Genomic DNA, 26,969 nt, shown 5'->3' on the forward strand with positions numbered 1-26,969 from the left:
GCTCCCGCCATGGCGCCGGTGACGACGACCATCGATCCGCATGTCGGCCAGATGCTGGGCCAGACCACGCCGTCCGATCCGACGACCGGTGATGTGACGATCCAGAATTACACGATAAACTTCGGGCCCCAGCATCCGGCTGCACATGGCGTGCTGCGGCTCGTCATGGAGCTGGACGGCGAGATCGTTGAGCGGATCGATCCGCATATCGGCCTGCTTCATCGCGGCACCGAGAAGCTGATCGAATACAAGACGTATATGCAGGCGTTGCCGTATTTCGACCGGCTCGATTACTGCTCGCCGCTGTGCATGGAGCACAGCTTCGTGCTGGCGATCGAAAAGCTGCTCGATCTGGAGGTGCCGGAGCGGGCGCAGTATCTGCGCGTGTTCTTCGCCGAGCTGACGCGGATCTCGAACCACATGCTCAATCTCGGCAGCCATGTGATGGACGTCGGCGCGATGACGCCGAACCTGTGGCTGTTCGAAATCCGCGAAGACTGCATGAATTTCTTCGAGCGCATGTCTGGTGCGCGGATGCATCATAATTACTTGCGGCCCGGCGGCGTCCATCAGGACGTGCCGTTGAAGCTGTTGACCGATATCGGCGACTGGCTCGACACGCGGTTGCCGCGTCTGTTCGAGGACGCGATCAGCCTCGTCGCCGACAACCGCATCTTTAAGCAGCGCAACGTCGATATCGCGACGGTGAGTCGCGACGACGCGATCGCCTGGGGCTTTTCGGGGCCGATGATCCGCGGATCGGGCATCCCCTGGGATCTACGCAAGTCGCAGCCCTATGACGTGTACGCCAAGATGGAATTCGACATTCCTGTCGGCACGCGGGGCGATTGCTATGACCGGTTCATGGTGCGCGTGGAAGAGGTTCGCCAGTCGGCGCGGATCATGAAGCAGTGCCTGCGCGACATGCCTGAGGGGCCGATTGCCAGCGACGATCGCAAGGTGGTGCCGCCCAAGCGCGCAGAGATGAAGCGGTCGATGGAAGCGCTGATCCACCATTTCAAGCTGTACACCGAGGGCTTTCACGTCCCCGCCGGCGAGGTGTATGTCGCGACCGAAAGTCCCAAGGGAGAGTTCGGCGTGTTCCTGGTCGCGGATGGCACGAACAAGCCGTATCGCTGCAAGATCCGGCCGACCGCTTTCTCGCATCTGCAGGCAATGGATTTCATGAGCCGCGGCCACATGCTGGCGGATACGACCGCCATCCTAGGCGCGATGGATATCGTTTTTGGTGAGTGTGATCGCTGATGGCTGACGCCGTTCATATCCCCGACGAGGCCCAGACCCGCGCGCGCTGGGGCGCATTCGCGTGGAACGAGGAAAACCAGCGCAAGGCAAACGAGATTCTCGGGCGCTATCCCAAGGGTCGCGAGCAGTCGGCGTCCATCCCGTTCCTCGATCTGGCTCAGCGTCAGGTTGGTGCGGAGACGCAGACGCAAGGGTGGTTGCCGGTGCCGGTAATCGAATTCGTCGCCCGCGCGATCGGTGTGCCGTACATGCGTGTGTACGAGGTCGCGACCTTCTACACGATGTTCAATCTGGCACCGGTCGGCCGGTATCACGTGCAAGTTTGCGGCACGACGCCGTGCATGCTGGCGGGCAGCGACGATGTGTTGGCGGCGTGCAAGAACCGCGGTCTGGTAAAGGGCGGCACAACGCCCGACGGGCTATTTACGCTGACCGAAGTCGAATGTCTGGGCACCTGCGCCAACGCGCCGATGGTTCAGATCAACGACGACAATTACGAAGACCTTGATTACGACCGCACCGTCGCGGTGCTGGAGGCGCTGGCCAAGGGCGAGCATCCGGAAGCGGGCTCGACGATCGGCCGGCGTGCGAGTTGCCCCGAGGGTGGCCCGACGTCGCTGCACGAGATGGTCGATGCGAACCACGATTACCGGGGGGAGTGGGCGTAATGCTCGCCGATAAGGATCGTATCTTCACCAACGTCTATGGCTTCCAGTCATGGAAGTTGGACGCGGCGCGTGCGCGTGGTGATTGGGACAATACGAAGGCGCTGCTCGAACTCGGCAACGACAAGATCATCGACGTCGTCAAGGCATCGGGCCTGCGCGGTCGTGGTGGTGCGGGCTTTCCGACCGGCACAAAGTGGTCGTTCATGCCCAAGGAGCCGAAGGCGGAGCGGCCGAACTTCCTGGTCATAAACGCCGATGAATCTGAGCCTGGCAGCTGCAAGGATCGGGAGATCATCCGCCACGATCCGCACAAGCTGATCGAAGGCGCACTGGTCGCCGGTTTTGCGATGCGTGCGCGGGCGGCCTATATCTATATCCGCGGCGAATACATCCGCGAAGCCGAGACGTTGTTTGCGGCGGTGGCCGAGGCGTACGACGCCAGGCTGATCGGCAAGAACGCTTGTGGTTCGGGTTATGACTTCGACGTCTTCGTTCATCGTGGCGCAGGCGCATACATTTGCGGCGAAGAAACCGCTATGCTGGAGTCGCTGGAAGGCAAGAAGGGCCAGCCGCGACTGAAGCCGCCATTCCCAGCCGGCGCCGGCCTTTATGGCTGCCCGACGACGGTCAACAACGTCGAATCGATCGCGGTCGCACCGACGATCCTGCGGCGCGGGGCCGAGTGGTTTTCCAGCTTCGGCGCGGAGAACAATCGCGGCACCAAGCTGTTCCAGATCAGCGGACATGTGAACAAGCCCTGCGTTGTCGAGGAGGCCATGTCGATCTCTTTCCGCGAACTGATAGAGACGCATTGTGGCGGTATCCGCGGCGGCTGGGACAATCTGCTTGCGGTTATCCCTGGCGGATCGTCGGTGCCGCTGGTGCCGGCCGCGCAGATCATGGATTGCGCGATGGATTTCGATGGCCTTAAGGCTGTCGGATCGGGCCTCGGCACCGCGGCGATCATCGTCATGGACAAGTCGACGGACATCGTCCGCGCGATCAGTCGCATCAGCTATTTCTATAAGCACGAAAGTTGCGGCCAATGCACGCCCTGTCGTGAGGGGACCGGCTGGATGTGGCGCGTGATGGAGCGGCTGCGCACCGGTGACGCCGAGCTGTCCGAGATTGACATGCTGCAACAGGTGACCAAGCAGGTCGAAGGTCATTCGATCTGCGCGCTGGGCGATGCCGCGGCATGGCCGATCCAGGGGCTCATCAAGCATTTCCGGCCAGAATTGGAACGCCGGATCGTTGAGCGCGGGGGTGACGTGGCACCGATGCAGGAGGCGGCGGAGTGAAACGTTTAATAGCCTCCGGGTTGATGCTTCTGTCTGCATTGGGCACGTCGGAAGCACAGCAGCGGGAAACCGATACGGGATCTCATGTTACGGTGCCCTATCGTGCGCGCATTACCGACGCGGCTAATGTCACTGCAGCGGATCGCGGGCGCATGGTGATGCAAATGTTTGCGAGTTGTGTACTGGACCGATCTAGCCGGCAGGTTGCGGTGGCACTGGCAGAATCAACGGAGTCGGACCAAGCCGCTGGTCTCATAAAACTTGCAAATAGTGATTGCCTAGACAGCGGTGAAATTCGATTTCAACAAATCTTTTTGCGCGGTGCAATATTTACCGAGCTATATCGCAGGCGCGAGGCCGGTCGGGCTGGCCAGCCAGCTTTGGTCGGATACGATCTGACGCAGGCTGCGGGGGCCACAGGAAAGTCTCAGGTCTATTGGTGGCTGATGGACTTGGCAGATTGTGTGGTTGCAAAAGATCGGGCTGCGGCAAAACGTTTTGTGGTGGCTCCGGTGGTTGGCGCGGAAGAGTCCGCTGCGTTAACGAACTTGACGCCTTCGCTCGGCCCTTGTGTTACGGCTGACCAGAAAATCGGATTAAACCGCGCGGTAATAAAAGGCGCACTTGCCGAGGTATTGTACCGAGGGGCTAAGCCCTCGATCGCTGCCGAAAGAAAGAATTAGGCGATGCCCAAGCTGAAAGTAGACGGGATCGAGGTTGAGGTGCCGGCCGGCGCCACGGTCCTTCAGGCATGTGAAGCGGCGGGGAAGGAAATCCCGCGGTTCTGCTATCACGAGCGACTGTCGATCGCCGGCAATTGCCGCATGTGCTTGGTTGAGGTGAAGCCCGGTCCGCCGAAGCCGCAGGCATCCTGCGCCTTGCCGGCTGCGGACAATCAGGAAGTCTTCACGACTACGCCGATGGTCAAGCATGCCCGTGAGGGCATCATGGAATTCCTGCTCATCAATCATCCGCTCGATTGCCCGATCTGCGATCAGGGTGGCGAGTGTGATCTGCAGGACCAGTCGGTCGCCTATGGTCGCGGTGCGTCTCGTTACGACGAGAACAAGCGTGCGGTTACCGAAAAATATATGGGTCCGATCGTGAAGACGATCATGACCCGCTGCATCCAGTGCACGCGCTGCATCCGCTTTGCGGAGGAAGTCGCGGGCGTGGAGGAGATCGGTGCGATCTACCGCGGCGAGAACATGCAGATCACCAGCTATCTCGAAGAAGCGGTGACGAGCGAACTGAGCGGCAACGTGGTCGATCTGTGCCCGGTCGGCGCATTGACGTCGAAGCCCTACGCGTATGAGGCGCGGCCGTGGGAGTTGCGCCGGACGCTGACGATCGACGTGATGGATGCGGTCGGCACCAACATCCGGCTCGACAGCCGTGGTCGGCAAGTGCTGCGCTGCGTTCCGCGGATCAACGAGGACGTGAACGAGGAATGGGCTTCGGACAAGACGCGCCATGCCGTCGACGGTCTGGTGCGCCAGCGGCTCGATCGGCCATTCGTTCGGCGTGAAGGCAAGCTGGTCGCGGCGACCTGGGACGAGGCATTCGCTGCGATTGCAGCGGTCGATCACGGCGGCAGCGTTGCAGCGATCGCGGGCGATCTGGTCGATTGCGAGACGATGTATGCGGCCAAGGCACTCGTCCGCGCGCTGGGCTCCGATCTGCTCGAAGGCCGGCAGACGGGCATGGATTACGATACGTCGTCCATGGCGGCGGTGAATTTCAATACGACGATCGCCGGCACCGAAGAAGCGGACGCGATCCTGCTGATCGGCACCAACCTGCGGTGGGAAGCGCCGCTGGTGAACACGCGCATCCGCAAAGCGATCAAGAAGGGCGCCAAGATTTTTGCCGTCGGGCCGGAGACGGACCTGACGTATAAACTGGAATGGCTGGGCGCTGACCTGTCGGTGCTGGGTGACCTGCCGGAAGTTGTCGTCGACACCTTTGCCAACGCGAAGAAGCCGATGGTCATCGTCGGCGGCGCCGCGCTGAAGGGTGCGCATGGCGCGGCCTTGAAGCTGGTCGACACACTCGGACTGGTGAAGGATGGCTGGAACGGCTTCAACGTCGTTCACATGGCCGCCTCCCGGATGGGCGGCCTGATGCTGGGCTATGCGCAGAAGGGCGGCATCGCCGACCTGACCCAGGCTAAGCTGGCGTTCTTCCTCGGCGCCGATGAGGTGAATTTCAGTCATTTCGGCGGGTTCAAGGTTTATGTCGGTCACCACGGCGACAAGGGCGCGGCGCATGCCGACGTCGTATTGCCGGGTGTCAGCTATGCAGAGAAGTCGGGCACGTGGGTCAACCTCGAAGGGCGCGTCCAGCGTGGTGAGCGGGCGGTGTTCGCCCCCGGCGATGCGCGCGACGACTGGAGCATCTTCCGCGCGCTGTCGGACACGATGGGCGTGACCTTGCCGTTCGACAGCTTCGCCGGCGTTCGAGAGGCGATGTACGCGGAGGTGCCAGCGTTGCGCGAGCAGGGACTGGCCACGTTCGATTGGGCAGTGCCGGCGATCGACGGCAAGGCGTTTGGCGTGCTGGAGGGGTATCCGATCAAGGATTTCTATCTGACCAATGCCATCTGCCGGGCGAGCCCGACGATGCAACGCTGCTCGGCTGAACTGATCCATGGCGAGACGTTCGCGGAGGCCGCGGAGTGACGAGCTTCTTCAATACAACGGTCGGCCTCCCTTATGGCTGGGCATGGTTCGTCGCGACCATCGTCGGTATTCTGGCGATTGCCCTGCCGCTGATGCTGGCGGTAGCGATGATCATCTATGCCGATCGAAAGATCTGGGCCGCGATGGCGCTGCGTCGCGGCCCGAACGTCGTCGGTCCCTTCGGTCTGTTGCAGTCGTTCGCGGACGGCCTGAAGGTTTTCCTGCAGGAAACGATCATTCCGTCGGCGGCGAACAAGGGTCTGTTCCTGATCGCGCCGATCATCACCTTCACGGTCGCCTTGATCGTGTGGGCGGTGGTGCCTTTTCAGGCGGGCGTCGTGCTGGCCGACATCAATGTCGGATTAATGTATGTGCTCGCGGCGTCGTCGCTTGGGGTGTACGGCATCATCCTTGCGGGTTGGGCGTCAAATTCCAAATACCCTTTCTACTCCGCCCTGCGTGCGGCCGCGCAAATGGTCAGCTATGAAGTGGCGATTGGCTTCATCCTGATCTCAGTTGTCTTGTGGTCGGGAACGTTCAACCTCAGTGGCATTGTGCTGGCGCAGAAGGGCGTGCTGAACACGCCGATCAACGGCTTCTTCCTCAACCCGCTGCTGTTTCCGATGGCGATCATGTTTCTGATCTCGTCATTGGCCGAAACGCAGCGCGCGCCGTTCGATCTGACCGAAGCGGAATCGGAACTGGTCGCTGGATATCAGACCGAATATTCGTCGATGAGCTTCGCGCTCTACTGGTTGGGGGAATACGCCAACGTCATCCTGATGTGCGTGCTGAACGCGACGCTGTTCTGGGGCGGCTGGTTGCCGCCGCTCGACTGGGCGCCGCTCTATGCCGTGCCAGGAATCATCTGGCTGTTCGCCAAGATGATGTTCTTTTTCTTCGTGTTCAGCTGGATCAAGGCGACCGTGCCACGGTACCGCTATGACCAACTGATGCGGCTAGGCTGGAAGATCTTCCTGCCCGTGTCGCTGTTCTGGGTTTTCCTCGTGTCGGGTGTCCTCATGTGGATGCGCGTAGGATTCGGGTCATGAGTGTCGCGCAGATCATCAAGTCGTTTACGCTGTGGGAGTTCGTTAAGGCGCATGCGCTGACGCTGCGATACTTCTTCAAGGCGAAGGCGACGATCAACTATCCGTACGAGCGCAATCCAGTCAGCGCCCGTTTCCGTGGTGAGCATGCCCTGCGCCGCTACCCAAATGGTGAGGAGCGATGCATCGCGTGCAAGCTGTGCGAGGCGGTTTGCCCGGCGCAGGCAATTACGATCGAGGCTGAGCCGCGTGACGACGGCAGCCGTCGCACCACGCGTTACGATATCGACATGACCAAGTGCATCTTTTGCGGCCTGTGTCAGGAAGCGTGCCCAGTGGACGCCATCGTCGAGGGACCGAATTACGAATATTCGACCGAAACGCGGGAAGAACTGATCTACGACAAATCCAAGCTGCTCGATAATGGCGATCGTTGGGAGCGCACGCTTGCAGCAAACCTTGCCGCCGACGCGCCGTACCGTTAATGCGCGCCCTCGTTCGTTCCAGCGGTAGGCAAGGGGGCCTAACCGAGTGATCCAGGCAATCGCCTTTTATTTGTTCGCCTTCGTGGTGATTCTGTCGGGTGCGTTGACGATCGCGTCGCGCAACCCGGTGCATTCGGTCATGTGGTTGATTCTGGCGTTCTTCAACGCGGCAGGCCTAATGGTGCTTGTCGGCGCGGAGTTCATCGCGATGCTACTGGTGATCGTTTATGTCGGTGCGGTCGCCGTGCTTTTCCTGTTCGTGGTGATGATGCTCGACATCGATTTCGCCGAAATGCGAGCAGGTGTCGCGCGATATGCGGGTATCGGGCTGGCCGTCGCGGTGGCGCTGGCGGCCGAAGTGATGATCGCGGTGGGTGCATGGAGCGCCGGTAAGATCGACCTGACGCGCCGCGCGGCGCCAATTGATCCGGTGACGCCCAACATTCAGGCGATCGGCACGCTGTTGTATACGCGGTATGTCTTTATCTTCGAAGCAGCAGGCTTCGTTCTGCTCGTCGCGATGATCGGTGCGATCGTGTTGACCCATCGTGAGCGGTCGGGTTCGCGCTTCCAGAACGTCGCGCGCCAGAACGCGCGTCGGCCGCAGGATGCGACCCGCAATGTCCAACCGCCCGTCGGGCAGGGGGTGCAGTTGTGATCGGGATGGTCCATTATCTGGTCGTCTCGGCGATCCTGTTCACCATGGGGGTGTTGGGCATCTTTGTGAACCGCAAGAACCTGATCGTCATCTTGATGGCGATCGAACTGATCCTGCTGGCGGTGAACATCAATTTCGTCGCCTTTTCGTCCTATCTCGGTGATCTGGTCGGGCAGGTGTTTGCGATGTTCGTGTTGACCGTCGCCGCTGGCGAAGCTGCGATCGGGCTCGCGATTCTTGTGATCTATTTCCGTGGCCGCGGCACTATCGCGGTCGACGACGTCAACCGGATGAAGGGATAAACGGTTGATCCTTCTGATCGTCTTCTTGCCGCTGCTTGCTGCGGCGATCGCGGGGCTGGGCAATAAAGCGCTTGGCTTCCTGCCGACGAAGCTTCTGACCACGGGCGCGCTGTTCGTGTCGTGCGCGCTGTCATGGCCGGTCTTCATCGGCTTTCTGTCGGGGTCCTCGACCGCCAGCGTGACGCCGGTCCTGACATGGATCGTGTCTGGCAATATGAGCGTCGATTGGGCACTTCGCGTTGATGCGCTGACCGCGGTGATGCTGGTCGTCATCACCAGCGTCTCTGCTCTCGTCCACCTCTATAGCTGGGGCTATATGAGCGAGGACCCCGATCAGCCGCGGTTCTTTGCCTATTTATCCCTGTTCACGTTCGCGATGCTGATGCTCGTGACGGCAGACAGCCTGGTGCAGATGTTTTTCGGTTGGGAGGGCGTCGGTCTGGCGTCGTACCTGTTGATCGGTTTTTGGTTCCGCAAGCCGTCCGCCAATGCTGCGGCGATCAAAGCGTTTGTGGTCAACCGCGTCGGTGATCTCGGTTTTATGCTGGGCATCTTCGGCACATTCTTGGTTTTTGGCACAGTCTCGATCCCTGATATCCTGGCGGCGGCACCAGGCATGGCTGGATCAACCATTGGCTTCCTTGGCCATCGGTTCGATACGATGACAATTCTGTGCCTGCTGTTGTTCGTTGGAGCGATGGGGAAGTCGGCACAGCTCGGGCTACATACGTGGCTGCCGGATGCGATGGAGGGACCAACGCCGGTGTCGGCGCTGATTCATGCCGCGACGATGGTCACTGCCGGCGTGTTTATGGTGTGCCGCCTTTCGCCGATGTTCGAGATCGCACCTGTTGCGCTCGACGTCGTGCGCTTCGTCGGTGCCGCAACGTGCTTGTTCGCGGCCACCTGCGGGTTGGTGCAGACGGACATCAAGCGAGTGATCGCGTATTCGACCTGCTCGCAACTCGGCTACATGTTCTTCGCGGCGGGCGTCGGGGCGTATGGCGCCGCGATGTTCCACCTCTTCACGCACGCTTTTTTCAAGGCGCTGTTGTTCTTGGGTGCAGGCTCGGTAATCCATGCGATGCACCATGAGCAGGACATGCGCTATTATGGCGGGCTGCGGAAAGAGATCCCGGTGACATTCTGGGCGATGATGATGGGTACGTTGGCGATCACTGGCGTCGGTCTTCCCGCCGTGTTCGGCAACCCGCTCGGGATCGGTTTCGCCGGCTTCCATTCGAAGGACGCGATCATTGAAGCGGGTTGGGCAGCCGGGCAGCCGGGAGTCTGGTTCGTTGGAGTTCTTGTGGCGGGGCTGACCAGTTTTTATTCGTGGCGCGTCATGTTCCTGACCTTTTGGGGCAAGCCCCGCTGGGCCGAATCCGAGCACATTCAACATTTACTGCATGATGCACATGGCCATGGCGATCATGGCGAGACGCATGATCATGACATGAGCCATGAGGGTCACGTTTCTGCTGGGCATCATCCATCGACCGGCACCGGCGGATACCATCCGCACGAGAGTCCTTTGCCGATGTTGGTCCCACTGGTGATCCTGTCGATCGGAGCGATCGCTGCGGGGTTCGTCTTCCACGGCTATTTCATCGAACCCGAATCGGGCGAGCGTTTTTGGCGTGGAGCGATCGCATTTCGCGAGCATCTGATGCATTCGATGCATGAGGTACCGGTGGCAATCAAATTGTCGGCGACGATCGCGATGCTGCTGGGGCTGCTTACCGCTTGGTATGCCTATATTCGCAACACGGAATTCCCGGTCGTCATGGCAGCGCAGTTCCGGGTGTTGTACGGGTTCTTGCTGCACAAATGGTATTTTGACGAGCTGTACCATCTTATCTTTGTGCGTCCCGCATTCGCGATCGGCCGTTTGCTCTGGCATCGTGGTGATGAGCAGACGATCGACCGGTTCGGGCCAAATGGTTCGGCGTGGTTGGTTCAATGGGGCGCGCGCGGGGCGGCTAAGCTTCAGTCGGGGTATCTCTATTCCTATGCGTTCGTCATGTTGATCGGGCTAACTGCCGCGGTCACCTGGGCCATTGCAGGTTGATCGGCTGATGGACGGCTTTCCTATACTTTCCGTCATGCTCGCGGTCCCAGCCATCGCCGCGATCGCGTGCCTGTTCCTATCGGCCGATACTGCGCGTTGGACGGCGCTGATCGCGACGTTCATCGATCTGGCGCTCGGCACGATGCTTTGGACCCAGTTCGATATCGGGGGAGCGCAGTGGCAGTTCGTCGAGCAGGGTGTTCGGCTAGGCTTCTTCGGGTGGGATTTGGGTATCGACGGCTTCGCGCTGCTGCTCATCATGCTCAGCGTGTTCCTGATGCCGATCTGCATTGGCGCCAGCTGGCGTTCGGTTACCCACCGAGTGCCGGAATATATGGCGGCATTCCTGTTGACCGAGGTGCTCATGATCGGCACCTTCGCGGCGCAAGACCTGTTCCTGTTCTATCTGTTCTTCGAAGCTGGCCTGATCCCGATGTATCTCATCATCGGTATCTGGGGTGGCGCGAACCGGATTTATGCGTCGTACAAATTCTTTTTGTATACGCTGCTCGGCTCGCTGCTGATGCTTGTCGCGATGTTGTACATGGCAGGGACGGCGGGGACGTCGAGCATCCCGGCGTTGCAGGCTTATGATTTCCCGGCTGATGTGCAGACCTGGTTGTGGCTGGCCTTCTTCGCGTCATTCGCGGTGAAGATGCCGATGTGGCCGGTCCACACCTGGTTGCCCGATGCTCACGTGCAGGCGCCGACGGCGGGTTCGGTCATTCTGGCAGGCGTGCTGTTGAAGTTGGGCGGTTACGGATTCCTGCGCTTCAGCTTGCCGATGTTTCCGGAAGCATCCGGGCAGTTGGCGTGGTTGATCTTCGCTCTGTCGGCGGTGGCGGTGATTTACACCTCGCTCGTTGCGTTGGTTCAGGCCGACATGAAGAAGCTGATCGCCTATTCGTCGGTCGCGCATATGGCGATCGTGACGATCGGCCTGTTTGCTTTCAACCGGCAGGGTATCGAGGGCGCGATGATCATGATGCTGAGCCATGGCTTGGTGTCGGGCGCATTGTTTTTGTGCGTCGGCGTGATCTACGATCGGCTGCATACGCGCGAGATCGCTCGCTATGGCGGCCTCAGCATCAACATGCCGCGCTATGCGATAATGTTCCTGTTCTTCACGATGGCATCGATCGGTCTTCCCGGCACCAGCGGCTTCGTAGCCGAATTCTTGGCGTTGATGGGGGCGTATCAGATTTCGACCTGGACCGCGCTGTTGTGCACGACCGGAATCATTCTGGGTGCGGCGTACATGCTCTATCTGTACCGGCGTATCGCGTACGGCGAGATTACGTCGGAGGAAGTTCGGGGTATGTCCGATCTATCCACTCGCGAGTTGTGGTTGCTCGCACCGATCGCTGCGGTCGTGTTGTGGATGGGTGTCTACCCTGAGAGCTTCATGGCACCGATGCGGAAAGACGTCGCAGTCCTGTTGCAGCGGATCGACCGGGCGACGCCATTAAGCGATTCACGACCAACTGCGGGCAATCCGGCTGCCGCCGCGGCGCACGTTCCAGAGCATCACGAGACGCCCGGGGAGGCGCACTAATGGATTACGCCGCCAATCTGGCGATGACGCTGCCCGAACTCGTATTGGGATTGGGAGCGGTCGCCTTGATGCTGGTGTCGGCCTGGGGTGGTCCTGGATCGACCCGTGCGGTGTCATGGGCTGCTGTCGCTGTGCTGTTCGGCGCCGCGGTAGCTCTCATCGGTCCGGCCGGATCAGGTGGGGTGGCGTTCGACGGCCTGTACCGGGCAGACGCGTTCTCCACCTTTACCAAGATACTGATCTACATCGCGACGGCGGTTGCGATCCTGATGGCGCCGGGATTTTTCCAGCGAACGTCTGGTGATGATTTGAGACCTGAATATCCGGTGCTGCTGCTGTTATCCGCAGCCGGCATGGGTATGATGGTGTCGGCCGCTGACCTGCTGACGCTCTATGTCGGTCTCGAACTGCAGAGCCTGTCGGCCTATGTGTTGGCGAGCTTCATGCGTCGCGATGCGCGGTCGGCGGAAGCGGGCCTGAAATATTTTGTGCTGGGTGCCCTCGCAAGCGGCATTCTTCTGTACGGAATCAGTTTGGTTTACGGCTTCTCTGGCACGACGCAGTTCGACGCGATCGCCGATGCCTATGGTGCCGGTCGGTCGATGGGGTTGTTGTTTGGGCTGGTGTTCATCTTTGCCGGTATAGCGTTCAAGATATCGGCTGTTCCATTCCATATGTGGACGCCCGACGTGTACGAGGGCGCACCGACCCCGGTCACTGCGTTCTTCGCGTCTGCGCCCAAGGTCGCAGCTATCGGTCTTGGTGTACGGGTGGCTATAGAGGCGATGGGTCCGGCGCTCGATCAGTGGCGCCAGATCGTTATCTTCGCGGCGCTGGCATCCATCCTGCTCGGCGCGGTTGCCGCCATCGGCCAGAGTAACATCAAGCGTCTGCTTGCCTATTCCTCGATCAACAATGTCGGTTTTGCATTAATCGGTCTGGCGGCAGGTACACCGGAGGGTGTGGCCGGCGTACTTACCTATCTTGCGATCTATGTCGCGATGACCCTGGGCAGCTTTCTGGTCGTATTGCAGATGCGTGATCCCGATGGTCAGCCGGTGGAGAGCATCGTCAGCCTGTCGGGCATGTCGCGGACCCGACCAGCGTTGGCGGCGGCGATGGCGATGTTCATGTTCTCACTAGCCGGCATTCCTCCTCTTTTTGGCTTCTACGCCAAGTTCGCGGTGTTCGATGCGGCGGTGAAGGCTGGCCTGTTCCCGCTGGCGGCAGTCGGCATCGCGGCATCGACGATCGGTGCTTACTATTATTTGCGGGTGGTGAAGACGATGTACTTCGACGATCCGGCTCCTGCTTTCGTCAAGGGCGATGAGGGTCCGTTGCAGGGCGGCCTAATCGCCGTCGCGGCGGTCATCGTGTCTCCGCTCGGTTACCTGACGATCCCTTTGTTGGGCGCATGGAGCATCGCGGCAGCACGCGCGCTGTTCTGATCTAGGAATGTCGGGCCAAACGGTTATCCGCACCGTTGCCTCGACGGGGTCGACCAATGCGGACATGGCCGCATGGGCGCGGAACGGTGCGGCGGATGGGGTGTGGTTGCGCGCTGAAATGCAAACTGCCGGGCGCGGCAGGCACGGACGAACATGGGCCTCACCCGAGGGCAATCTCTACGCTAGCAATCTGGTCCGGCTGCGACCGAACGATCCGCCGGCTGCGACATTGGCGCTCGTCGCGGCGGTGGCGCTGAACGAGGCGGTGGATACCTTCTTGGGGATTGACGGCGGCTGGCGACTGAAATGGCCGAACGACCTGTTGTTGGACGGCGCCAAGGTCAGCGGCATCCTGCTGGAACGAGCGGACGAGGCGGTGGTGATCGGTATCGGCGTCAATCTAATGCACCACCCTGATTTACCCGATCGGCCGACGACGAGTCTGGTCGCGCAAGGTATGGCGGTCACACCAGCAGATTTTCTGGACGTGCTTGCCGAGGCGACGGCCCGCTGGGTCGGGCGCTGGCGTTGTGAGGGGCTGGCGACCGTGCGGACGCGCTGGCTGGAACGCGCGCATCCGCCTGGCACCGCCCTGACCGCTCGATTACCCGATAGTACCGCGATCGACGGACTGTTCGACGGTCTTGACGCCGGCGGTGCGTTGATCCTCCGCTTGGCGGGTGGCGAGCGGCGTGTCATCCACGCAGCCGACATCTTCCTGATCTGAGGTTCCCATGCTGCTCGCGATCGATGCCGGTAATACCAACATCGTCTTCGCCTTAGTGGCAGGGCGGGAGATCAAGGCACGCTGGCGGATTGCGACCGATCCACGCCGCACGGCAGATGAATATGCCGTCTGGCTGAGCCAGTTGCTGGCGCTGGAAGGCTTTGCCCGCAGTGACGTTGATGCGGTGATCGTTGCCACGGTGGTGCCACGCGCACTCCACAATCTGCAGGTGTTGAGCCAGAAATACTTCGGGACCGAGGCCTTGATTGCCGGGCGGACGCCGGTCGAATGGGGCATCGCGATCGATGTGGACGAACCGGCATCGCTCGGCGCGGATCGTGCGGTCAATACGATCGCGGCGCATGCGCTGCATCCGGGCGATCTGATCGTGATCGATTTCGGAACCGCCGCCACGTTCGACGTCAGCGACTACACCGGTGCGTACAAAGGCGGGATCATTGCGCCGGGCATCAACTTATCCTTGGATGCCCTTGTCACCGCCGCCGCCAAGCTACCCCGCATTGCGATCGAGGCACCTGCCTCGGTCAGCGTGATCGGCCGTAATACCGTCGATCAGATGCATATCGGCATCTATTGGGGTTATATCGCAATGATCGAGGGACTGGTGGCGCGCATGAAGTCGGAGGTCGGGCGGCCAGTGAAGGTCATCGCCACCGGCGGACTCGCCACTTTATTCGAGCGTCATACCAAGGTGTTCGACGCGATCGAGCCGGATCTCACGATCCAGGGGCTGGCGATGATGTGGGAAAAGGCCCATATACGCTAAACCACGCTCGCGCCGGGCGACCATCAGGTGCTTCCCTTATCTGAAAGTTTTGAATGACTCCTAAGAACGAACTTCTTTTCTGCGCCCTTGGCGGCTCGGGCGAGATTGGTATGAATGTCAACCTGTACGGTTGCCGTGGCAAATGGTTGATGGTGGATTGCGGCATAACCTTTGCCGACCCCGCCTATCCCGGCATCGACGTGATCCTGCCCGATCTGCAATTCATTGAAGACCGCATCGACGATCTCGTCGGCATCGTCCTGACGCACGGTCACGAGGATCATATCGGCGCGCTGCCATATCTCGCCGAGGATCTTGGCGTGCCGCTGTATGCGACGCCGTTCACCGCGGGCCTGATTCGCGGCAAGCTGGACGAGGAAGGCATCGCCGACCGTGTAAAGCTGAAGCTGGTGAAATATGGCGAGCGGATCGACATCAAGCCGTTCGGCGTCACCTTCGTCCCCATGTCGCATTCTATCCCCGAGGCATCGGCGCTGGTGATCGATACCCCCGAGGGTAAGGTCTTTCATTCGGGCGACTGGAAGCTCGACGCGACGCCGGTTCTTGGCAACCCGGCTAGCCCCGAAGAACTGACGGCGATCGGCGACAAGGGCATTGACGTCCTCGTCTGCGATTCGACCAACATCTTCAACAAGGACGCGTCGGGTTCCGAAGCTAGTGTGCGCGTTGGATTGGCCGAGACGGTCGGTCGGGCCAAGGGCCGAGTGCTCGTTACGTCGTTCGCGTCAAATGCGGCGCGGCTGCATACCCTCGGCCAGGTTGCACGTGAAACCGGGAGGCGATTATGTGTCGCCGGCCGCTCGCTCGATCGCATTCTGAAGGTGGCGAAGGCCACCGGCTATCTCCAGGATTTTCCTGAGACGATCGATCCCGAAGCGGCGATGCGGCTGCCGCGCAACAAGGTGCTGATCGTAGCAACCGGTGGTCAGGGCGAAGCGCGCGCCGCACTGTCGCGCGTGGCGGAGGGGTCGCACCCGATCTCGCTCGACGCGGGCGATGCGGTGATCTTTTCGTCGAAGCAAATCCCCGGCAACGAGGTAGCGATCGGTCGTATCCAGAACCTGCTCGCCGCGCGTGGCGTCGAGATGGTTACCGAGCGTCAGGCGCATGTTCACGTGTCGGGCCATCCTGGCCGTCCGGAACTCGCCAAGATGTACGAATGGCTGCGACCCGAAGTGCTGGTTCCCGTCCACGGCGAGGTGCGCCATATGATGGAGCATGCACGTTACGGGCTGTCGAAGGGCGTGCCGAAGACGATCGTCCAGAGCAACGGCGATATCGTCCGGTTGCTGCCGGGTGGACCCAAGAAGCTGGGCAACGCGCCGATCGGTCGACTGGTGCTCGACGGTGACGTCATCCTCCCGGCCGATGGCTCGACCATCAACGAGCGTCGTAAATTGGCATTGAACGGTCAGATCTCGGTCGCACTCGCGATCGGTCGTGATGGCCGCGCGATCGGGCGGCCGCAGGTTCGTCTACAAGGCGTACCGGTCGAAGATGAGCGTCAGGCATTCGTCGACGACGCGGTCGATGCCGCGGCGCAGGCGGTACGGGGCGGCAAGCGCGGCATCGATCGCACGCGTGAGGATGTCCGTCTTGCTGTGCGCAAGGTGGCGACGCGCTGGACTGGCAAGAAGCCGGTCGTCGATGTCCTGTTGATCGAGGCCTGACGCTCATGCGCTGGACTTCGGCGCTGGCTATCTACGTCCTGTTCTGGTCGTTCTCGGTCTTTCTCGTGTTGCCGTTCGGGGTCCGGACGACGCACGAGGCCGGGGGCGAGCATGTTCCCGGCACCGCCGAAAGCGCCCCTCACGAATTTCGTGCGGGGCGTATCGCGTGGCGGGTGACGATCGTGGCGACGCTATTGTTCGTGCTGTTCCAGCTGAACTATCACTATGGCTGGGTAACGCCGCGTGATGTCGATCTGTTTGGCAGGATGGATATGGAAACGCGATAGGACGTCGGGCACTCAGGGCTGGAGCTTGCTTCGTAGCTTCTGCAGTGCCGAGGCGAGTTTTTGTCTGCTCTTGTTTAAATCGATAAGTAGTGGCTGGGTTTCGCGTTCGTCGATAACCCGACGGCCACTTTCGGCCTTGCTGTTTTGAAAGACAATCATGTCCAGCACGAGCAGCCATCGATCATGCCGATCTAACGCGATCCTGCCGACCCCGTGACACAGGAATGGCCGCAGGTCTTCATGAAGCCGGAATGCCACCGATAGCATCTCACGAACAGCGGTGCCTTCTTCGGCGAACGGCCCGTCGGTGGCCAACGCTTCACTTAGGATCTGAAAACGCTGTCCGGTCAGATGCGGTAGGCGGATCGCTTTCCCCCGCTCTTCGACATTACTCAGCGCTATCAATGTTTCGCTGATCGCCTGTTCGGTTTGGGCGAAGCGATGAATGGTATTACCCCGCCATTGGTTGGCCGCCCGTTGCACCTCATTCCAGATCGTGTTGGTGTCTGCAGTGATCGGGCTGATAGCGTTCATGATACGATGCTATCGATCACTCCTTACCGGAGGATTTCCCTCCTATCGCAGCCGATCGATCGCCTGCGCCAGCGCGACGTAGAGCTTGCCCATGTCCGACGACAAGAGGGTGACGCCAAGCGGTGAACCCTCGCGCTGGGCGAGAATGGCGCGAAGCATCGTCTCGAAATCGTGGATATAGCGGTTCACCTGATCGCGGAAATCGGCATCGCTATCGTAGAAATACGAGATGCGGGCAGCGTCGCTGGCCTCGAGCAAGCGGACGGCACGGCGGGTAAAGACGCCACGATCACCCTTCAGATATGCGCCCCACGCGCTGTCGGACACATCCGGCGCGAACGCCTTCACTATATCGATCGATGCCGAATTGAGCGCGTCGATCAACAACGCCACGCGACGGGCTATCGAATCGCCATCGGCGGCTTCGCGGTCGCTCTGGGCTTTCTCGATCCGGGCGTCGAGCAGGGCGCTCTGTTCGCTGATCGTGTCGATATGGCCAGCCAGCCGTTCGGTGGCGCGGGTGGCGGCATCGACCGCTACCTGGGTTGCATCGCCGATTGCCTCGACCTGCCGCTCGACCGTATCCGTCGTAGCCCGGCGCATCGCTTCGGCGGTCGCGCGTTCCAACGTGGCGGCCGCTTCCGGGATGATCCCGGCCAGCGTCTCGCGGGCACGATCGGCGGCGACCTGCGCGGTTTCACGCACGCGCAACAGTGCCTCCACTAAACGTGGTGCGGCTTCGTCGGCCAGTCTATGGGTGCGGCCGATCGTATCATCGATCGCTTCGCCCAGTTCACCCGCCTTGGCACGACCGGCGGCCAAGGTTTCGAGCAGCGTCCCTGATAGTTGGTCGAGCGTACGCCGTTGATCGGCGATGACGCCGGCGACCGCTTCGATCGCGTCATGCGTGCTTTCCGCCGCCGTCACGAGTGCCAGCAATTCCGGTTTGGCATGGGCGATCAGACGCCGGCTGTCATCGACGCGTGTATCCAGTCGGCCGAGTGCATCGGGCAACGTCTCGTCGATCTCGCGCGCAGCGGCATCAAGCGCAACGAGCAGCGATTCTGTAGTGCCGATCGTGCGCGCGGCGATCATGTCGCCGCTCCGCAGCGCCTCGCTCATTGCGTCGGCGGAACCGCCGAGCGCGCTGATCGATGCCGCGAGTATCTGCGTCCGCTCTGTGCCGGAAATGTGCAGCGTATCGAGCTGGCGTTCGACATGACCCAGCCCATCCACCAATTCGCCGACCATCTCCTGACCCGCGATGCGTTGCTTGCCCAGCCGGCCGGCGATGCGATCGATCGCGATATCTACCTCGTCGAGGCGGATCGTCAGCGCCTCAACACTGTCGCGCCCCGCCGCATCCAGCGCGGTCTGATGCTTATTCAGCCCGGCCAGCATCGTCTCACCCTGCTGCGCGAGTTCCAGTCGCGCCACTTCGGTCGCCCGTTCGGTGCGACCGATTATCGCATCCACGGAAATAGCAAGGTCGCTAGCGACCAGTTCGAGGCGGCCACCGGCCATCGACCCGGTCGCATCCAGATTCTGGATCTGTTGATCGAGGCGCCGTGTAGCTGTCTCGACCAGCGCGTCGAGCGCTGCGGCGGCGGTGGCGGTCGCCTGTTCCAATCGCGCGCCGGCCTGTTCGCCGACCGCATCCATGCGCGCTATATGAGCGGCGAGCCGGTCGGCAGCTCCGGCCGCATGCTCGTCCGAATCACGTGCTCGCGCGCCGAGAGCCACCAGTTGCGCCTCGAGAGCGGCGGCCTGTGCCGCCGCCGTCAGGCCAGCCTGATCGAGCCGACGCCCGACTTCCTCGCTCTCGGCGCGTGCGCGCGGCATCGAGGCAATCAGTTCGCCGACTGTGCCGCGTGCGCGTTCAGCGGTATCGGCCAGGGCGGTTGCCTGCGCCTCGGCTTGATGCACTTCCTGCGCCATCGCCCTGCCGATCGTTTCGAAGCGAGCGGCCGCAGCGGCACTAGCGTCGAGCTGCACCGTCAGTTGTTCACGCTGCGATGCCAGAACGCGCGTCAGCGATGCGACGCGGCGTTCCAACGCGGCGGCTTCCGATCGCATCGCCTGTGCCGAAGCACCAAACCGTCGTGCTTCTGCGCGGCTGGTCCGCCGGGCGAGCAACCAGACGATGCCGATCAGCGTCGGCGCGATGCAAAGTGCCGCCAGAAATTGCGCCAGATCGACCGGCGGCAGCGACGAGAGCGAGTCTCGTGCCAGCCATAACAGCCCGCCGACCCAGACGACCGCGACACTTGCCGCGATAGCGGGCCCCGCCCATCGCCAACGGTCGTCATCGATCGGATGAGCGTCGACCAGATCGAGAACATCGTTCTCTTCCCAGTTTTCCGGGGCCCGTGGCCACAGATCGTCATGTGCGTCGATGCGCGCGCCCATAGCTGGCCCCCCGTTCATCGGACGCGTTGTACCAGCTTTCCTCCGCGCGCAAAGCCCAAGCCTCTCAACCTCCCCTTAAGTATCGCCGCCATACAGCAGCGGACATGGCCTATGACCCCGGAGCAATCGATGCGACCCTGGCAGCTGCGGTGGGTGACGAACCCGCGCTGATCCTGGAACTGAGGCTGGCGTTCGTCACCAGTGCGGAAGGTGCGCTATCGGCCATGGAGACGGCGGGGGAGGATGTGGACGCATGGCGATCCGCCGCCGCCCGGCTGCGTAGCCTGGCCGCCAGCTTCGGCGCGGTGCGGCTGATGGCGGCGGCGGCGGACGCGATCGATGGAAGGCCGGGCGACCTGCCGACGTTGTCGAAGTTGCGACGGGCCGTCGTGCGGTTGTGACGGTCTTGCCCAAACGGGCTTGCATCATCGCGTACCTTGCCTAACAGCCTGTGCGAATGCTCGCGGGGCTTCTTTTTGCCGATCATGAGGCGCTGGATCGCCCCGGCCATTTGACGGCGACCTTGCCGTTTGGGGGCGTGTGCCTGATCGAATATCAGGCTCGGCTGCTGATCGCGGCCGGGGCGGCGCAACTGATCGTGTCGGTCGGGCGGCTGACGCCAGAACTCTTGGGCGCGCTGGGACGGATCGGGCGACGCGGAATCACCGTCGATGCGGTGCGCACCGCGGCGGAGGCGACGGAGAAGCTGCATCCTCTGTCGCATGTCGTGATGCTCGCCGATGGGCTGGTTACGATGCAAGAGGTGGTAGATCATTTCGCCGCCGCCCCGCAGGACACGTTGCTGGTCATGCCCGATGATGAGGCGCCTGCGGCCTATGAACGCCTGGGCGGCGGCATGGCGTGGGCGGGCGTGGCGCGACTGGAGGCGAAGCGGATTGCCGAGGTCGCCTGCCTGCCGCGCGACTATGATCTGCAATCGACTACGTTGCGTCTCGCCGAACAGGCGCGAGCGATGCATGTGCCGATGGCGGCGGGCTCGTTTCGCGACGGCCATGGCATCGAACATGCGAGCACCGCGCTCGCGCAACGCGGACTTGCGGTGCTGGCGGCGACGGTGGCCGACCGGCGCAACTGGTTCAACGGCTGGATACTCGCGCCGATCGCACGACTGTCGGCGCCGTTGTTGATGGAGCGGGCAATACCCGGTGTGGCGGTTGGCGGTGTTGCCGGCGCGATCGCCATGGCCGGAATCGGGGCGATATTGTTCGGTGCGATGACCGGCGGGCTGGTCGCGACGCTGGCCGGATGCCTGGGAATGGGCGTCGGCCGGGTGCTGGCGATGCTGCGTGACGAACCACGGTCCGCACGAACGCAGCAGATCGCGATCTCCATACTCCCAGCGGGGGCCGCGTTGGTGCTGGGCGTCGTCATGGGTAATGGAAACGCGGCCGGACCGGTCGCGCCGATCATGGCGGTTATGCTCCTGTTTTTGGGCGGATTGGCGGAGCGGGCGATCGCTCGGCCGCGACGCCGTCCCGGATGGGGATCGCCGCCAGCATATCTTTTGGTGATTACGATCGCGGCTTTGCTAGGGTGGCCATTAGCGGGCCTGCTGCTGGCGACACTCTATGCGGCAATCACGCTGGCGGCCGTGGTCGAAACCTTGCGGCTGGATGCCTAGGGTGATGTTAACCGTCGAAAGGATAAACCACAGGGTGATGGCGCCCGGATCTGACGACGAAGCGGCGGGGGGCTGGACTCCCTTCGGGCTGGCGGCACGGGTCGCGGCGGCCGAATCGCGCGTGCAGGCCGAACTGGATGCCGCCGTCGCCGATGCGGGCCTTTCCGACGGCTATCGCCTGGAGGAGCGAACCCGCCTTGCGCTGGGTGAAAGCCTGCGAAGTATGTTCGCTACCGTCGAGGCCGCCATCCGGCGTCACGCGACGCGATTGCTGGCCGATCGCGCTGCGCCGGGCGGCACTGCGCTTCGCTCGTCGGAAGAGGCGACCGCGCGGTTGATTCGGGCAGGCTTACTACGGGAACGGGCGTTGCTCGCCGATGTGATCGCGCGTGTTCGCGAGGATCTGATCGCCGAAACCCTGCCGGTGGCGGTCACCGGCCCCGACGAGCCGAGCCTGTTGGTGCGATTGGCGGCAGCGCCGGATGCGCTGGTGGCGCGTGCTGCGCTTGCCTTGCTTGCGGCGGACAGCAGACGTCGGGATGCGCGGGATCGGGGCGAGATGCAGGTCGACGATCTGTCGGGCGAGCTCCATCGGCGCTTGGTGTGGCATGTGGCGGCCGCCTTGCGCGGTGACGGTGCCGATCCGGTCGTCGATCGCGCCCTGTCAGAGGCGGTAGTCCGGTGCTTGTCCGCTCATGACGATCACGAGCGCGGCGACAGCACAGCGCTGCGGCTGGCCGCCGCAATCGATCCGCGACCCGCCGAGATTTCGAGCCTGCTGGTCGAGGCGATCGGTGATCGCCGACTAGGTTTCTTCATCGCTTTGTTGGCGCAGACGTTGTCGCTGCCGATCGAACAGGTCCGAACGCTGACGATCGATCCGGTTGGCGATCGCCTGTGGCTGGCGTTACGTGCGTTGGGGCTGGACCGGACGGCGATCGCCAGAATCGGATTGGCGCTCGCGGACGCAGATCCCCGTCGCGATGTGCAGGCTTTTGCGCAACAGATCGAAATGATCGTGCGCATACCGGTTGAACAAGCGGCGGCGGCGCTGGCGCCATTGGCATTGCCGGCCGAATATCATGCGGCGATACGAACGGTCGATCGTTGGACCATTCGATGAACGCACCCGACATGATGATCGGCGCGATGATCGCGCACGCCGTGATCGATTCGAACGGCGTTCTGCTGTCAGCCGACCCGGCTTTGGATGCCCTGAACCTGCGCGCAGGCGGTATGCTGGGCTTGCCATGCGCTGTACCACCATTGGCCAATGCGGCGGGCCTGGCGCAGCGACTGGGCGTTCCCGTCTGCCATCGGGTGACCGTCGCCGATGACGAAACCGATGTCGAACTGTGGATCCGCGCGCAGCCCGAGGGCGACCGGGTCCGCCTGGCAGCCAGCGGCTGGATTGAAGTACCGGCCTGGCGTCCGGCGGCGGGCCCTGCACCGCATGTCCATGAGGGTGGGCTGTGTTGGGAAACCGACGCTTCGTTGCGACTGACATATCTGTCCGTCGTCGCCAGCCGGGCAATGGGACTGGACCCTGCATCCGTGCTGGGGCGGCCATTGACGGTGCTGTTTGGCTTTAGCGAAGACGCGGATGGCGCCATGGCGATCCTCGACGCGCTGGCGCGAAGGCGGCCGTTCAACAACCAGCCGGCGACGCTTCGCCCTACCTTGCGTCCGGTAACACTCTCTGCGGTGATCCGGCCAGATTTGACAGGCTCGTTTGCGGGCCTAACCGGCACGGCACGTGCGGCGGTGGCGGACGATGATGACGAGGATGTGCTGAGGTCCGCGTTTACTGCGGGACTTGATTCGGCGCTGCGATCGTCATTGACCCGGATCGTCGCTGACGCCGATGCGATCGAATTGCAGCGTGATGGACCGATCAGCGCGGACTATGCGGATTATGCCGCCGACATTGGCAGCGCCGGTCGGCATCTGATGAGCCTGATCGACGACCTGATCGATTTGCAGGCGATCGAGCGTTCCGATTTCACGACGGCGATCGACCCAATCGATCTGGCGGATATCGCCGGCCGCACAGCCAACCTGTTGTCGGTGCGCGCCGAACATGCCGGCGTCGCGATTGACCGGCCGCCGGCCGAAGCCGTGGTGCCGGCGATGGGCGACGCTCGTCGCGTGTTGCAGATTATGGTCAATCTGGTCGGTAACGCGCTGCGCTACAGCCCAGCGGGCGAGCGGGTGGTGATCGAAACGTCGATGGGTAGCCAGATCGCGCGGATCACGGTGACCGATCGGGGCAAAGGCATCGCGACCGTGGATCAGGAGCGGATTTTCGACAAGTTCGAACGTATCGATCCGACCGAAGCGGGTGGCAACGGGCTAGGTCTGTTCATCGCCCGTCGTTTGGCGCGGGCGATGGGTGGCGACCTCACCGTGGCGAGCGCCGTTGGTGAGGGCGCTCGCTTCACTCTGACGCTACCGACGCGGCAGGCGTCGCGCGATCAATAGCATCACGAGCCCGGTGATCGCGACACCGGCGCCATAATCCGCCCATTGCCGCTGATCGAGCATGAAGCTCGACCGCGGCCAATGGATATAGCCGAGCCCCTGGCCGATCCATAAGATCCCCGTCGCCGCGAACGCGACGCCGAGGATGGTGATGATCGGCCGCAGCACACTCATCGGTCTCAGCGCTCCGCCAAGGGAACGTAAGACCGCTGTTCCGGACCGCTGTACAGCTGACGCGGGCGGCCGATCTTCTGATCGGGATCGGTGATCATCTCATTCCACTGCGCCACCCAGCCGACGGTACGGGCGAGCGCGAACAGCACGGTGAACATCGACGTCGGGAAACCGATCGCCGACAGGATGACACCCGAATAGAAATCGACGTTCGGGAACAGCTTCTTCTCGACGAAGTACGGATCGTTCAGCGCAATCTCTTCCAGTTGCAATGCCACGTCGAACAGCGGATCGGTGACCTTCAGTTCGGCGAACACCTCGCGCACCGTCTTCTGCATCACCGTCGCACGGGGATCGTAGTTCTTGTACACGCGGTGGCCGAAGCCCATCAGGCGGAACGGATCGTTCTTGTCCTTGGCGCGGGCGATATACTCCGGAATGCGATCGGGCGTACCGATCTCGCGCAGCATGTTGAGTGCGGCTTCATTGGCGCCGCCATGCGCCGGACCCCACAGGCAGGCGATGCCCGCCGCGATGCAGGCGAATGGATTGGCGCCCGACGAACCGGCAAGACGCACGGTCGAGGTCGACGCGTTCTGCTCGTGATCGGCATGCAGGATGAAGATGCGATCCATCGCCCGCTCGATCACGGGGTTTACCTCATACGGCTCGGCCGGGACGCCGAACGTCATGCGCAGGAAATTGCCGGTGTAGGACAGCGAGTTGTCCGGATACAGGAACGGCTGGCCAACGCTGTACTTGTACGCCATCGCGGCGATCGTCGGCATCTTTGCGATCAAGCGATGCGACGCGATAACGCGCTGCGCCGGATCATGGATGTCCGTCGAGTCGTGATAGAAGGCCGACAGGGCGCCAACGACACCGCACAGGATAGCCATTGGATGCGCATCACGACGGAACCCGCGGAAGAACGTCGCCAATTGCTCATGCACCATCGTGTGGCGTGTGATCGTCCGGTCGAATGTCCCCAACTGATCCGCATCGGGCAATTCGCCGTTCAGCAGCAGATAGGCGACCTCCATGAAACTGGACTGCTCGGCAAGTTCGCCGATCGGATAGCCGCGATGGAGCAGGACGCCCTGATCGCCATCGATATAGGTCAGCTTCGACTGGCACGATGCCGTCGAGGTGAAACCGGGGTCGTAGGTGAAGGCATCGGTCTGGGCATAGAGCTTGCGGATATCGATCACATCCGGGCCGATCGTGCCCGACATGACCGGATATTCGAGTTCCTTGCCGGCCAGAGAGAGCTTTGCGGCGTCGGTCATTCCACGCATCCTTTGTATTGAGCGTTCACGTGTCAGGCAGCCATGCGGTCGGCGATCCGGCCCAGGCTTTCGCTGCGCCCTAGAAGGGCGAGTACGTCGAAGATGCCGGGCGACGTCTTGCGCCCGGTCAATGCGGCACGCAGCGGCTGCGCGGCCTGGCCGAGCTTCACGCCCCGCTCTTCGGCCACGCCGCGTACCGCGGCTTCGAGCGCTTCCGTATCCCAGCCGTCGACCGCGTCAAGCGCCGCATGGAGCGAAGCGAGGATCGCGGGTGCTTCGCCGGCCAGCAACGGCGCCGCCGCCTCATCGATCGGCAGCGGTCGCTGGACGAACAGGAACGCGGTGCCATCGGCCAGTTCGTTGAGGTTCGCAGCCCGCGGCTTCAGCACCGGCATCGCCGCGATGAGCAGCGCGATATCGACATGGCCACCCAGCTTGTCGGCGACGAGGGCAGCCAGCCGCGCATCGTCCGCTTCGCGAATGTAATGGCCGTTCAGGTGTTCGAGCTTTTTCAGGTCGAACCGCGACGGGCTTTTGCCGACCGCCCCGAGATCGAACCATTGCACCGCCTCGTCACGGGCGATGATCTCGGCATCGCCGTGCCCCCAACCGAGCCGGAGAAGATAATTGTCGAGCGCCTCGGGCAGGATGCCGAGCTCGTCGCGATACGCCTCAATCCCGACCGCGCCGTGACGCTTCGACAACTTGGCGCCGTCTGATCCGTGGATCAAGGGGATATGGGCATAAACTGGCTCTGGCCAGCCATTGGCACGATAGATCGGCAGCTGGCGGAACGCGTTGTTCAGATGGTCGTCGCCGCGGATGACATGGGTCACGCCCATGTCGTGATCATCGACCACCACGGCCAGCATATAGGTCGGCGTGCCGTCGGAACGCAGCAGGACGAGGTCGTCCAGTTCCGCGTTCTGGACGGTGACCGATCCTTGTACCTGATCGTCGATCGTCGTCGCGCCATCCTGTGGCGCGCGCAGGCGGACGACAAACGAGGCGCCCTCCGGGCCATCGCTTCGGTCGCGCCAGGGCGAACCGATGCGCAGCGGTTGCTTGGCCGCCTGCGCCGCCTCGCGCTGGGCCGCGATCTCATCCTGCGTCATGTAGCAGCGATAGGCGTGGCCGCTGGCGACCATCTGATGTGCGACCTCGGCATGGCGATCGGCGCGGGCGAACTGAAAGACGGCCTCATCGTCCCAGTCGAGGCCGAGCCAGCGCATGCCAGCCAGAATCGCGTCGATCGCGGGCTGGGTGGAGCGGGCGCGATCGGTATCCTCGATCCTGAGCAGGAACTTGCCGCCATGATGGCGGGCGAACAGCCAGTTGAACAGCGCGGTGCGCGCGCCGCCGAGATGCAGGAAGCCGGTTGGCGATGGCGCGAAGCGCGTGACGACCGGCGAAGAAATGGCGGACGCCGTCGCGGCGCCCCGTTCGGTTATTGCGCCCAAGCGC

The 26,969-nt window shown here is 62.3% G+C and carries 25 protein-coding genes; 20 read left to right on the forward strand and 5 right to left on the reverse strand.

Features of this window, described 5'->3' with window-relative positions; translation table 11 throughout:
* Positions 1-51 precede the first annotated feature (51 nt).
* The 16 genes from ASG67_RS04540 to ASG67_RS04610 are packed head-to-tail and all read left to right on the forward strand — an operon-like array spanning position 52 to position 16,976.
* The gene (locus tag ASG67_RS04540) at positions 52-1,266 is read left to right on the forward strand and encodes an NADH-quinone oxidoreductase subunit D (RefSeq protein WP_056526547.1); all 1,215 of its coding nucleotides are present in this window, start codon (positions 52-54) and stop codon (positions 1,264-1,266) included.
* On the forward strand, positions 1,266-1,934 hold the full coding sequence (locus tag ASG67_RS04545; RefSeq protein ID WP_056525745.1) for a complex I 24 kDa subunit family protein: 669 nt from the start codon (positions 1,266-1,268) through the stop codon (positions 1,932-1,934). The genes ASG67_RS04540 and ASG67_RS04545 overlap by 1 nt, the downstream gene beginning before the upstream one ends.
* The gene (nuoF, locus tag ASG67_RS04550; protein WP_056525748.1) at positions 1,934-3,235 is read left to right on the forward strand and encodes an NADH-quinone oxidoreductase subunit NuoF; all 1,302 of its coding nucleotides are present in this window, start codon (positions 1,934-1,936) and stop codon (positions 3,233-3,235) included. The genes ASG67_RS04545 and nuoF overlap by 1 nt, the downstream gene beginning before the upstream one ends.
* Complete coding sequence (locus tag ASG67_RS18725; RefSeq protein WP_156460627.1) at positions 3,232-3,918, forward strand: hypothetical protein; 687 nt, start codon at positions 3,232-3,234, stop codon at positions 3,916-3,918. The genes nuoF and ASG67_RS18725 overlap by 4 nt, the downstream gene beginning before the upstream one ends.
* Positions 3,919-3,921: 3 nt before the next feature.
* Positions 3,922-5,916 carry an NADH-quinone oxidoreductase subunit NuoG gene (nuoG, locus tag ASG67_RS04555; protein WP_056525751.1) on the forward strand — a complete coding sequence of 665 codons (1,995 nt, stop codon included), beginning with the start codon at positions 3,922-3,924 and terminating at the stop codon, positions 5,914-5,916.
* Entirely contained in the window at positions 5,913-6,968 is a 1,056-nt protein-coding gene (nuoH, locus tag ASG67_RS04560; RefSeq protein ID WP_056525753.1) for an NADH-quinone oxidoreductase subunit NuoH, read from the forward strand. Before nuoG ends, nuoH begins: the two co-directional genes overlap by 4 nt.
* Entirely contained in the window at positions 6,965-7,450 is a 486-nt protein-coding gene (gene nuoI, locus ASG67_RS04565; protein ID WP_056525755.1) for an NADH-quinone oxidoreductase subunit NuoI, read from the forward strand. The genes nuoH and nuoI overlap by 4 nt, the downstream gene beginning before the upstream one ends.
* A 46-nt stretch (positions 7,451-7,496) precedes the next feature.
* Positions 7,497-8,108, forward strand: coding sequence for an NADH-quinone oxidoreductase subunit J (locus ASG67_RS04570; protein WP_056525758.1), 612 nt, complete (start codon positions 7,497-7,499; stop codon positions 8,106-8,108).
* A complete protein-coding gene (nuoK, locus tag ASG67_RS04575; protein WP_056525761.1) occupies positions 8,105-8,410 on the forward strand; it encodes an NADH-quinone oxidoreductase subunit NuoK in 306 nt (101 codons plus the stop codon). Before ASG67_RS04570 ends, nuoK begins: the two co-directional genes overlap by 4 nt.
* 4 nt (positions 8,411-8,414) lie before the next feature.
* Complete coding sequence (gene nuoL / locus ASG67_RS04580; protein WP_056525764.1) at positions 8,415-10,481, forward strand: NADH-quinone oxidoreductase subunit L; 2,067 nt, start codon at positions 8,415-8,417, stop codon at positions 10,479-10,481.
* A gap of 7 nt (positions 10,482-10,488) precedes the next feature.
* Positions 10,489-12,036, forward strand: a complete 1,548-nt coding sequence (locus tag ASG67_RS04585; protein ID WP_056525767.1) for an NADH-quinone oxidoreductase subunit M — start codon at positions 10,489-10,491, stop codon at positions 12,034-12,036.
* Positions 12,036-13,484: an NADH-quinone oxidoreductase subunit NuoN gene (gene nuoN, locus ASG67_RS04590; protein ID WP_056525770.1), complete on the forward strand. Its 1,449-nt coding sequence runs from the start codon at positions 12,036-12,038 to the stop codon at positions 13,482-13,484. The genes ASG67_RS04585 and nuoN overlap by 1 nt, the downstream gene beginning before the upstream one ends.
* Before the next feature lie 7 nt (positions 13,485-13,491).
* Positions 13,492-14,211 carry a biotin--[acetyl-CoA-carboxylase] ligase gene (locus ASG67_RS04595; protein WP_082543280.1) on the forward strand — a complete coding sequence of 240 codons (720 nt, stop codon included), beginning with the start codon at positions 13,492-13,494 and terminating at the stop codon, positions 14,209-14,211.
* 7 nt (positions 14,212-14,218) lie between these two features.
* Positions 14,219-14,998 (forward strand): type III pantothenate kinase, encoded by a 780-nt coding sequence (locus ASG67_RS04600; RefSeq protein ID WP_056525772.1) that lies wholly within the window; start codon positions 14,219-14,221, stop codon positions 14,996-14,998.
* Positions 14,999-15,051: 53 nt separating this feature from the next.
* Complete coding sequence (locus tag ASG67_RS04605) at positions 15,052-16,689, forward strand: ribonuclease J (protein WP_056525775.1); 1,638 nt, start codon at positions 15,052-15,054, stop codon at positions 16,687-16,689.
* 5 nt (positions 16,690-16,694) lie between these two features.
* Entirely contained in the window at positions 16,695-16,976 is a 282-nt protein-coding gene (locus tag ASG67_RS04610; RefSeq protein WP_056525778.1) for a DUF1467 family protein, read from the forward strand.
* Between the two features lie 12 nt (positions 16,977-16,988).
* Here the strand turns inward: ASG67_RS04610 and ASG67_RS04615 are convergent, their stop codons facing one another.
* Entirely contained in the window at positions 16,989-17,510 is a 522-nt protein-coding gene (locus tag ASG67_RS04615) for a hypothetical protein (protein WP_056525781.1), read from the reverse strand.
* Between the two features lie 42 nt (positions 17,511-17,552).
* On the reverse strand, positions 17,553-19,919 hold the full coding sequence (locus ASG67_RS04620) for a hypothetical protein (RefSeq protein ID WP_056525783.1): 2,367 nt from the start codon (positions 19,917-19,919) through the stop codon (positions 17,553-17,555).
* A 104-nt stretch (positions 19,920-20,023) separates the two neighbouring features.
* Here ASG67_RS04620 and ASG67_RS04625 point away from each other — a divergent pair, with 104 nt between their 5' ends.
* Genes ASG67_RS04625 through ASG67_RS04640 form a run of 4 tightly spaced genes read left to right on the forward strand, consistent with a single transcriptional unit; the run spans position 20,024 to position 24,042 of the window.
* Complete coding sequence (locus tag ASG67_RS04625) at positions 20,024-20,320, forward strand: hypothetical protein (protein ID WP_056525788.1); 297 nt, start codon at positions 20,024-20,026, stop codon at positions 20,318-20,320.
* Between the two features lie 56 nt (positions 20,321-20,376).
* Positions 20,377-21,561 carry a hypothetical protein gene (locus tag ASG67_RS04630; RefSeq protein ID WP_056525790.1) on the forward strand — a complete coding sequence of 395 codons (1,185 nt, stop codon included), beginning with the start codon at positions 20,377-20,379 and terminating at the stop codon, positions 21,559-21,561.
* Positions 21,562-21,598: 37 nt separating this feature from the next.
* Positions 21,599-22,684: a DUF2336 domain-containing protein gene (locus ASG67_RS04635; RefSeq protein ID WP_056525791.1), complete on the forward strand. Its 1,086-nt coding sequence runs from the start codon at positions 21,599-21,601 to the stop codon at positions 22,682-22,684.
* A complete protein-coding gene (locus ASG67_RS04640) occupies positions 22,681-24,042 on the forward strand; it encodes a sensor histidine kinase (protein ID WP_235535040.1) in 1,362 nt (453 codons plus the stop codon). The genes ASG67_RS04635 and ASG67_RS04640 overlap by 4 nt, the downstream gene beginning before the upstream one ends.
* Here ASG67_RS04640 and ASG67_RS04645 read toward each other — a convergent pair.
* From ASG67_RS04645 to gltX, 3 genes are read right to left on the reverse strand one after another with little or no spacing between them, the layout of a single operon-like run.
* Complete coding sequence (locus tag ASG67_RS04645; protein ID WP_056525794.1) at positions 24,010-24,216, reverse strand: hypothetical protein; 207 nt, start codon at positions 24,214-24,216, stop codon at positions 24,010-24,012. The genes ASG67_RS04640 and ASG67_RS04645 overlap by 33 nt on opposite strands.
* A 5-nt stretch (positions 24,217-24,221) precedes the next feature.
* Positions 24,222-25,505, reverse strand: coding sequence for a citrate synthase (locus ASG67_RS04650; RefSeq protein WP_056525796.1), 1,284 nt, complete (start codon positions 25,503-25,505; stop codon positions 24,222-24,224).
* Between the two features lie 32 nt (positions 25,506-25,537).
* Positions 25,538-26,965 carry a glutamate--tRNA ligase gene (gene gltX / locus ASG67_RS04655; protein WP_056526556.1) on the reverse strand — a complete coding sequence of 476 codons (1,428 nt, stop codon included), beginning with the start codon at positions 26,963-26,965 and terminating at the stop codon, positions 25,538-25,540.
* Between the last annotated feature and the right edge of the window lie 4 nt (positions 26,966-26,969).

This window comes from Sphingomonas sp. Leaf339 (assembly GCF_001426195.1).
In the GTDB taxonomy this organism is placed as follows: Bacteria; Pseudomonadota; Alphaproteobacteria; order Sphingomonadales; family Sphingomonadaceae; genus Sphingomonas.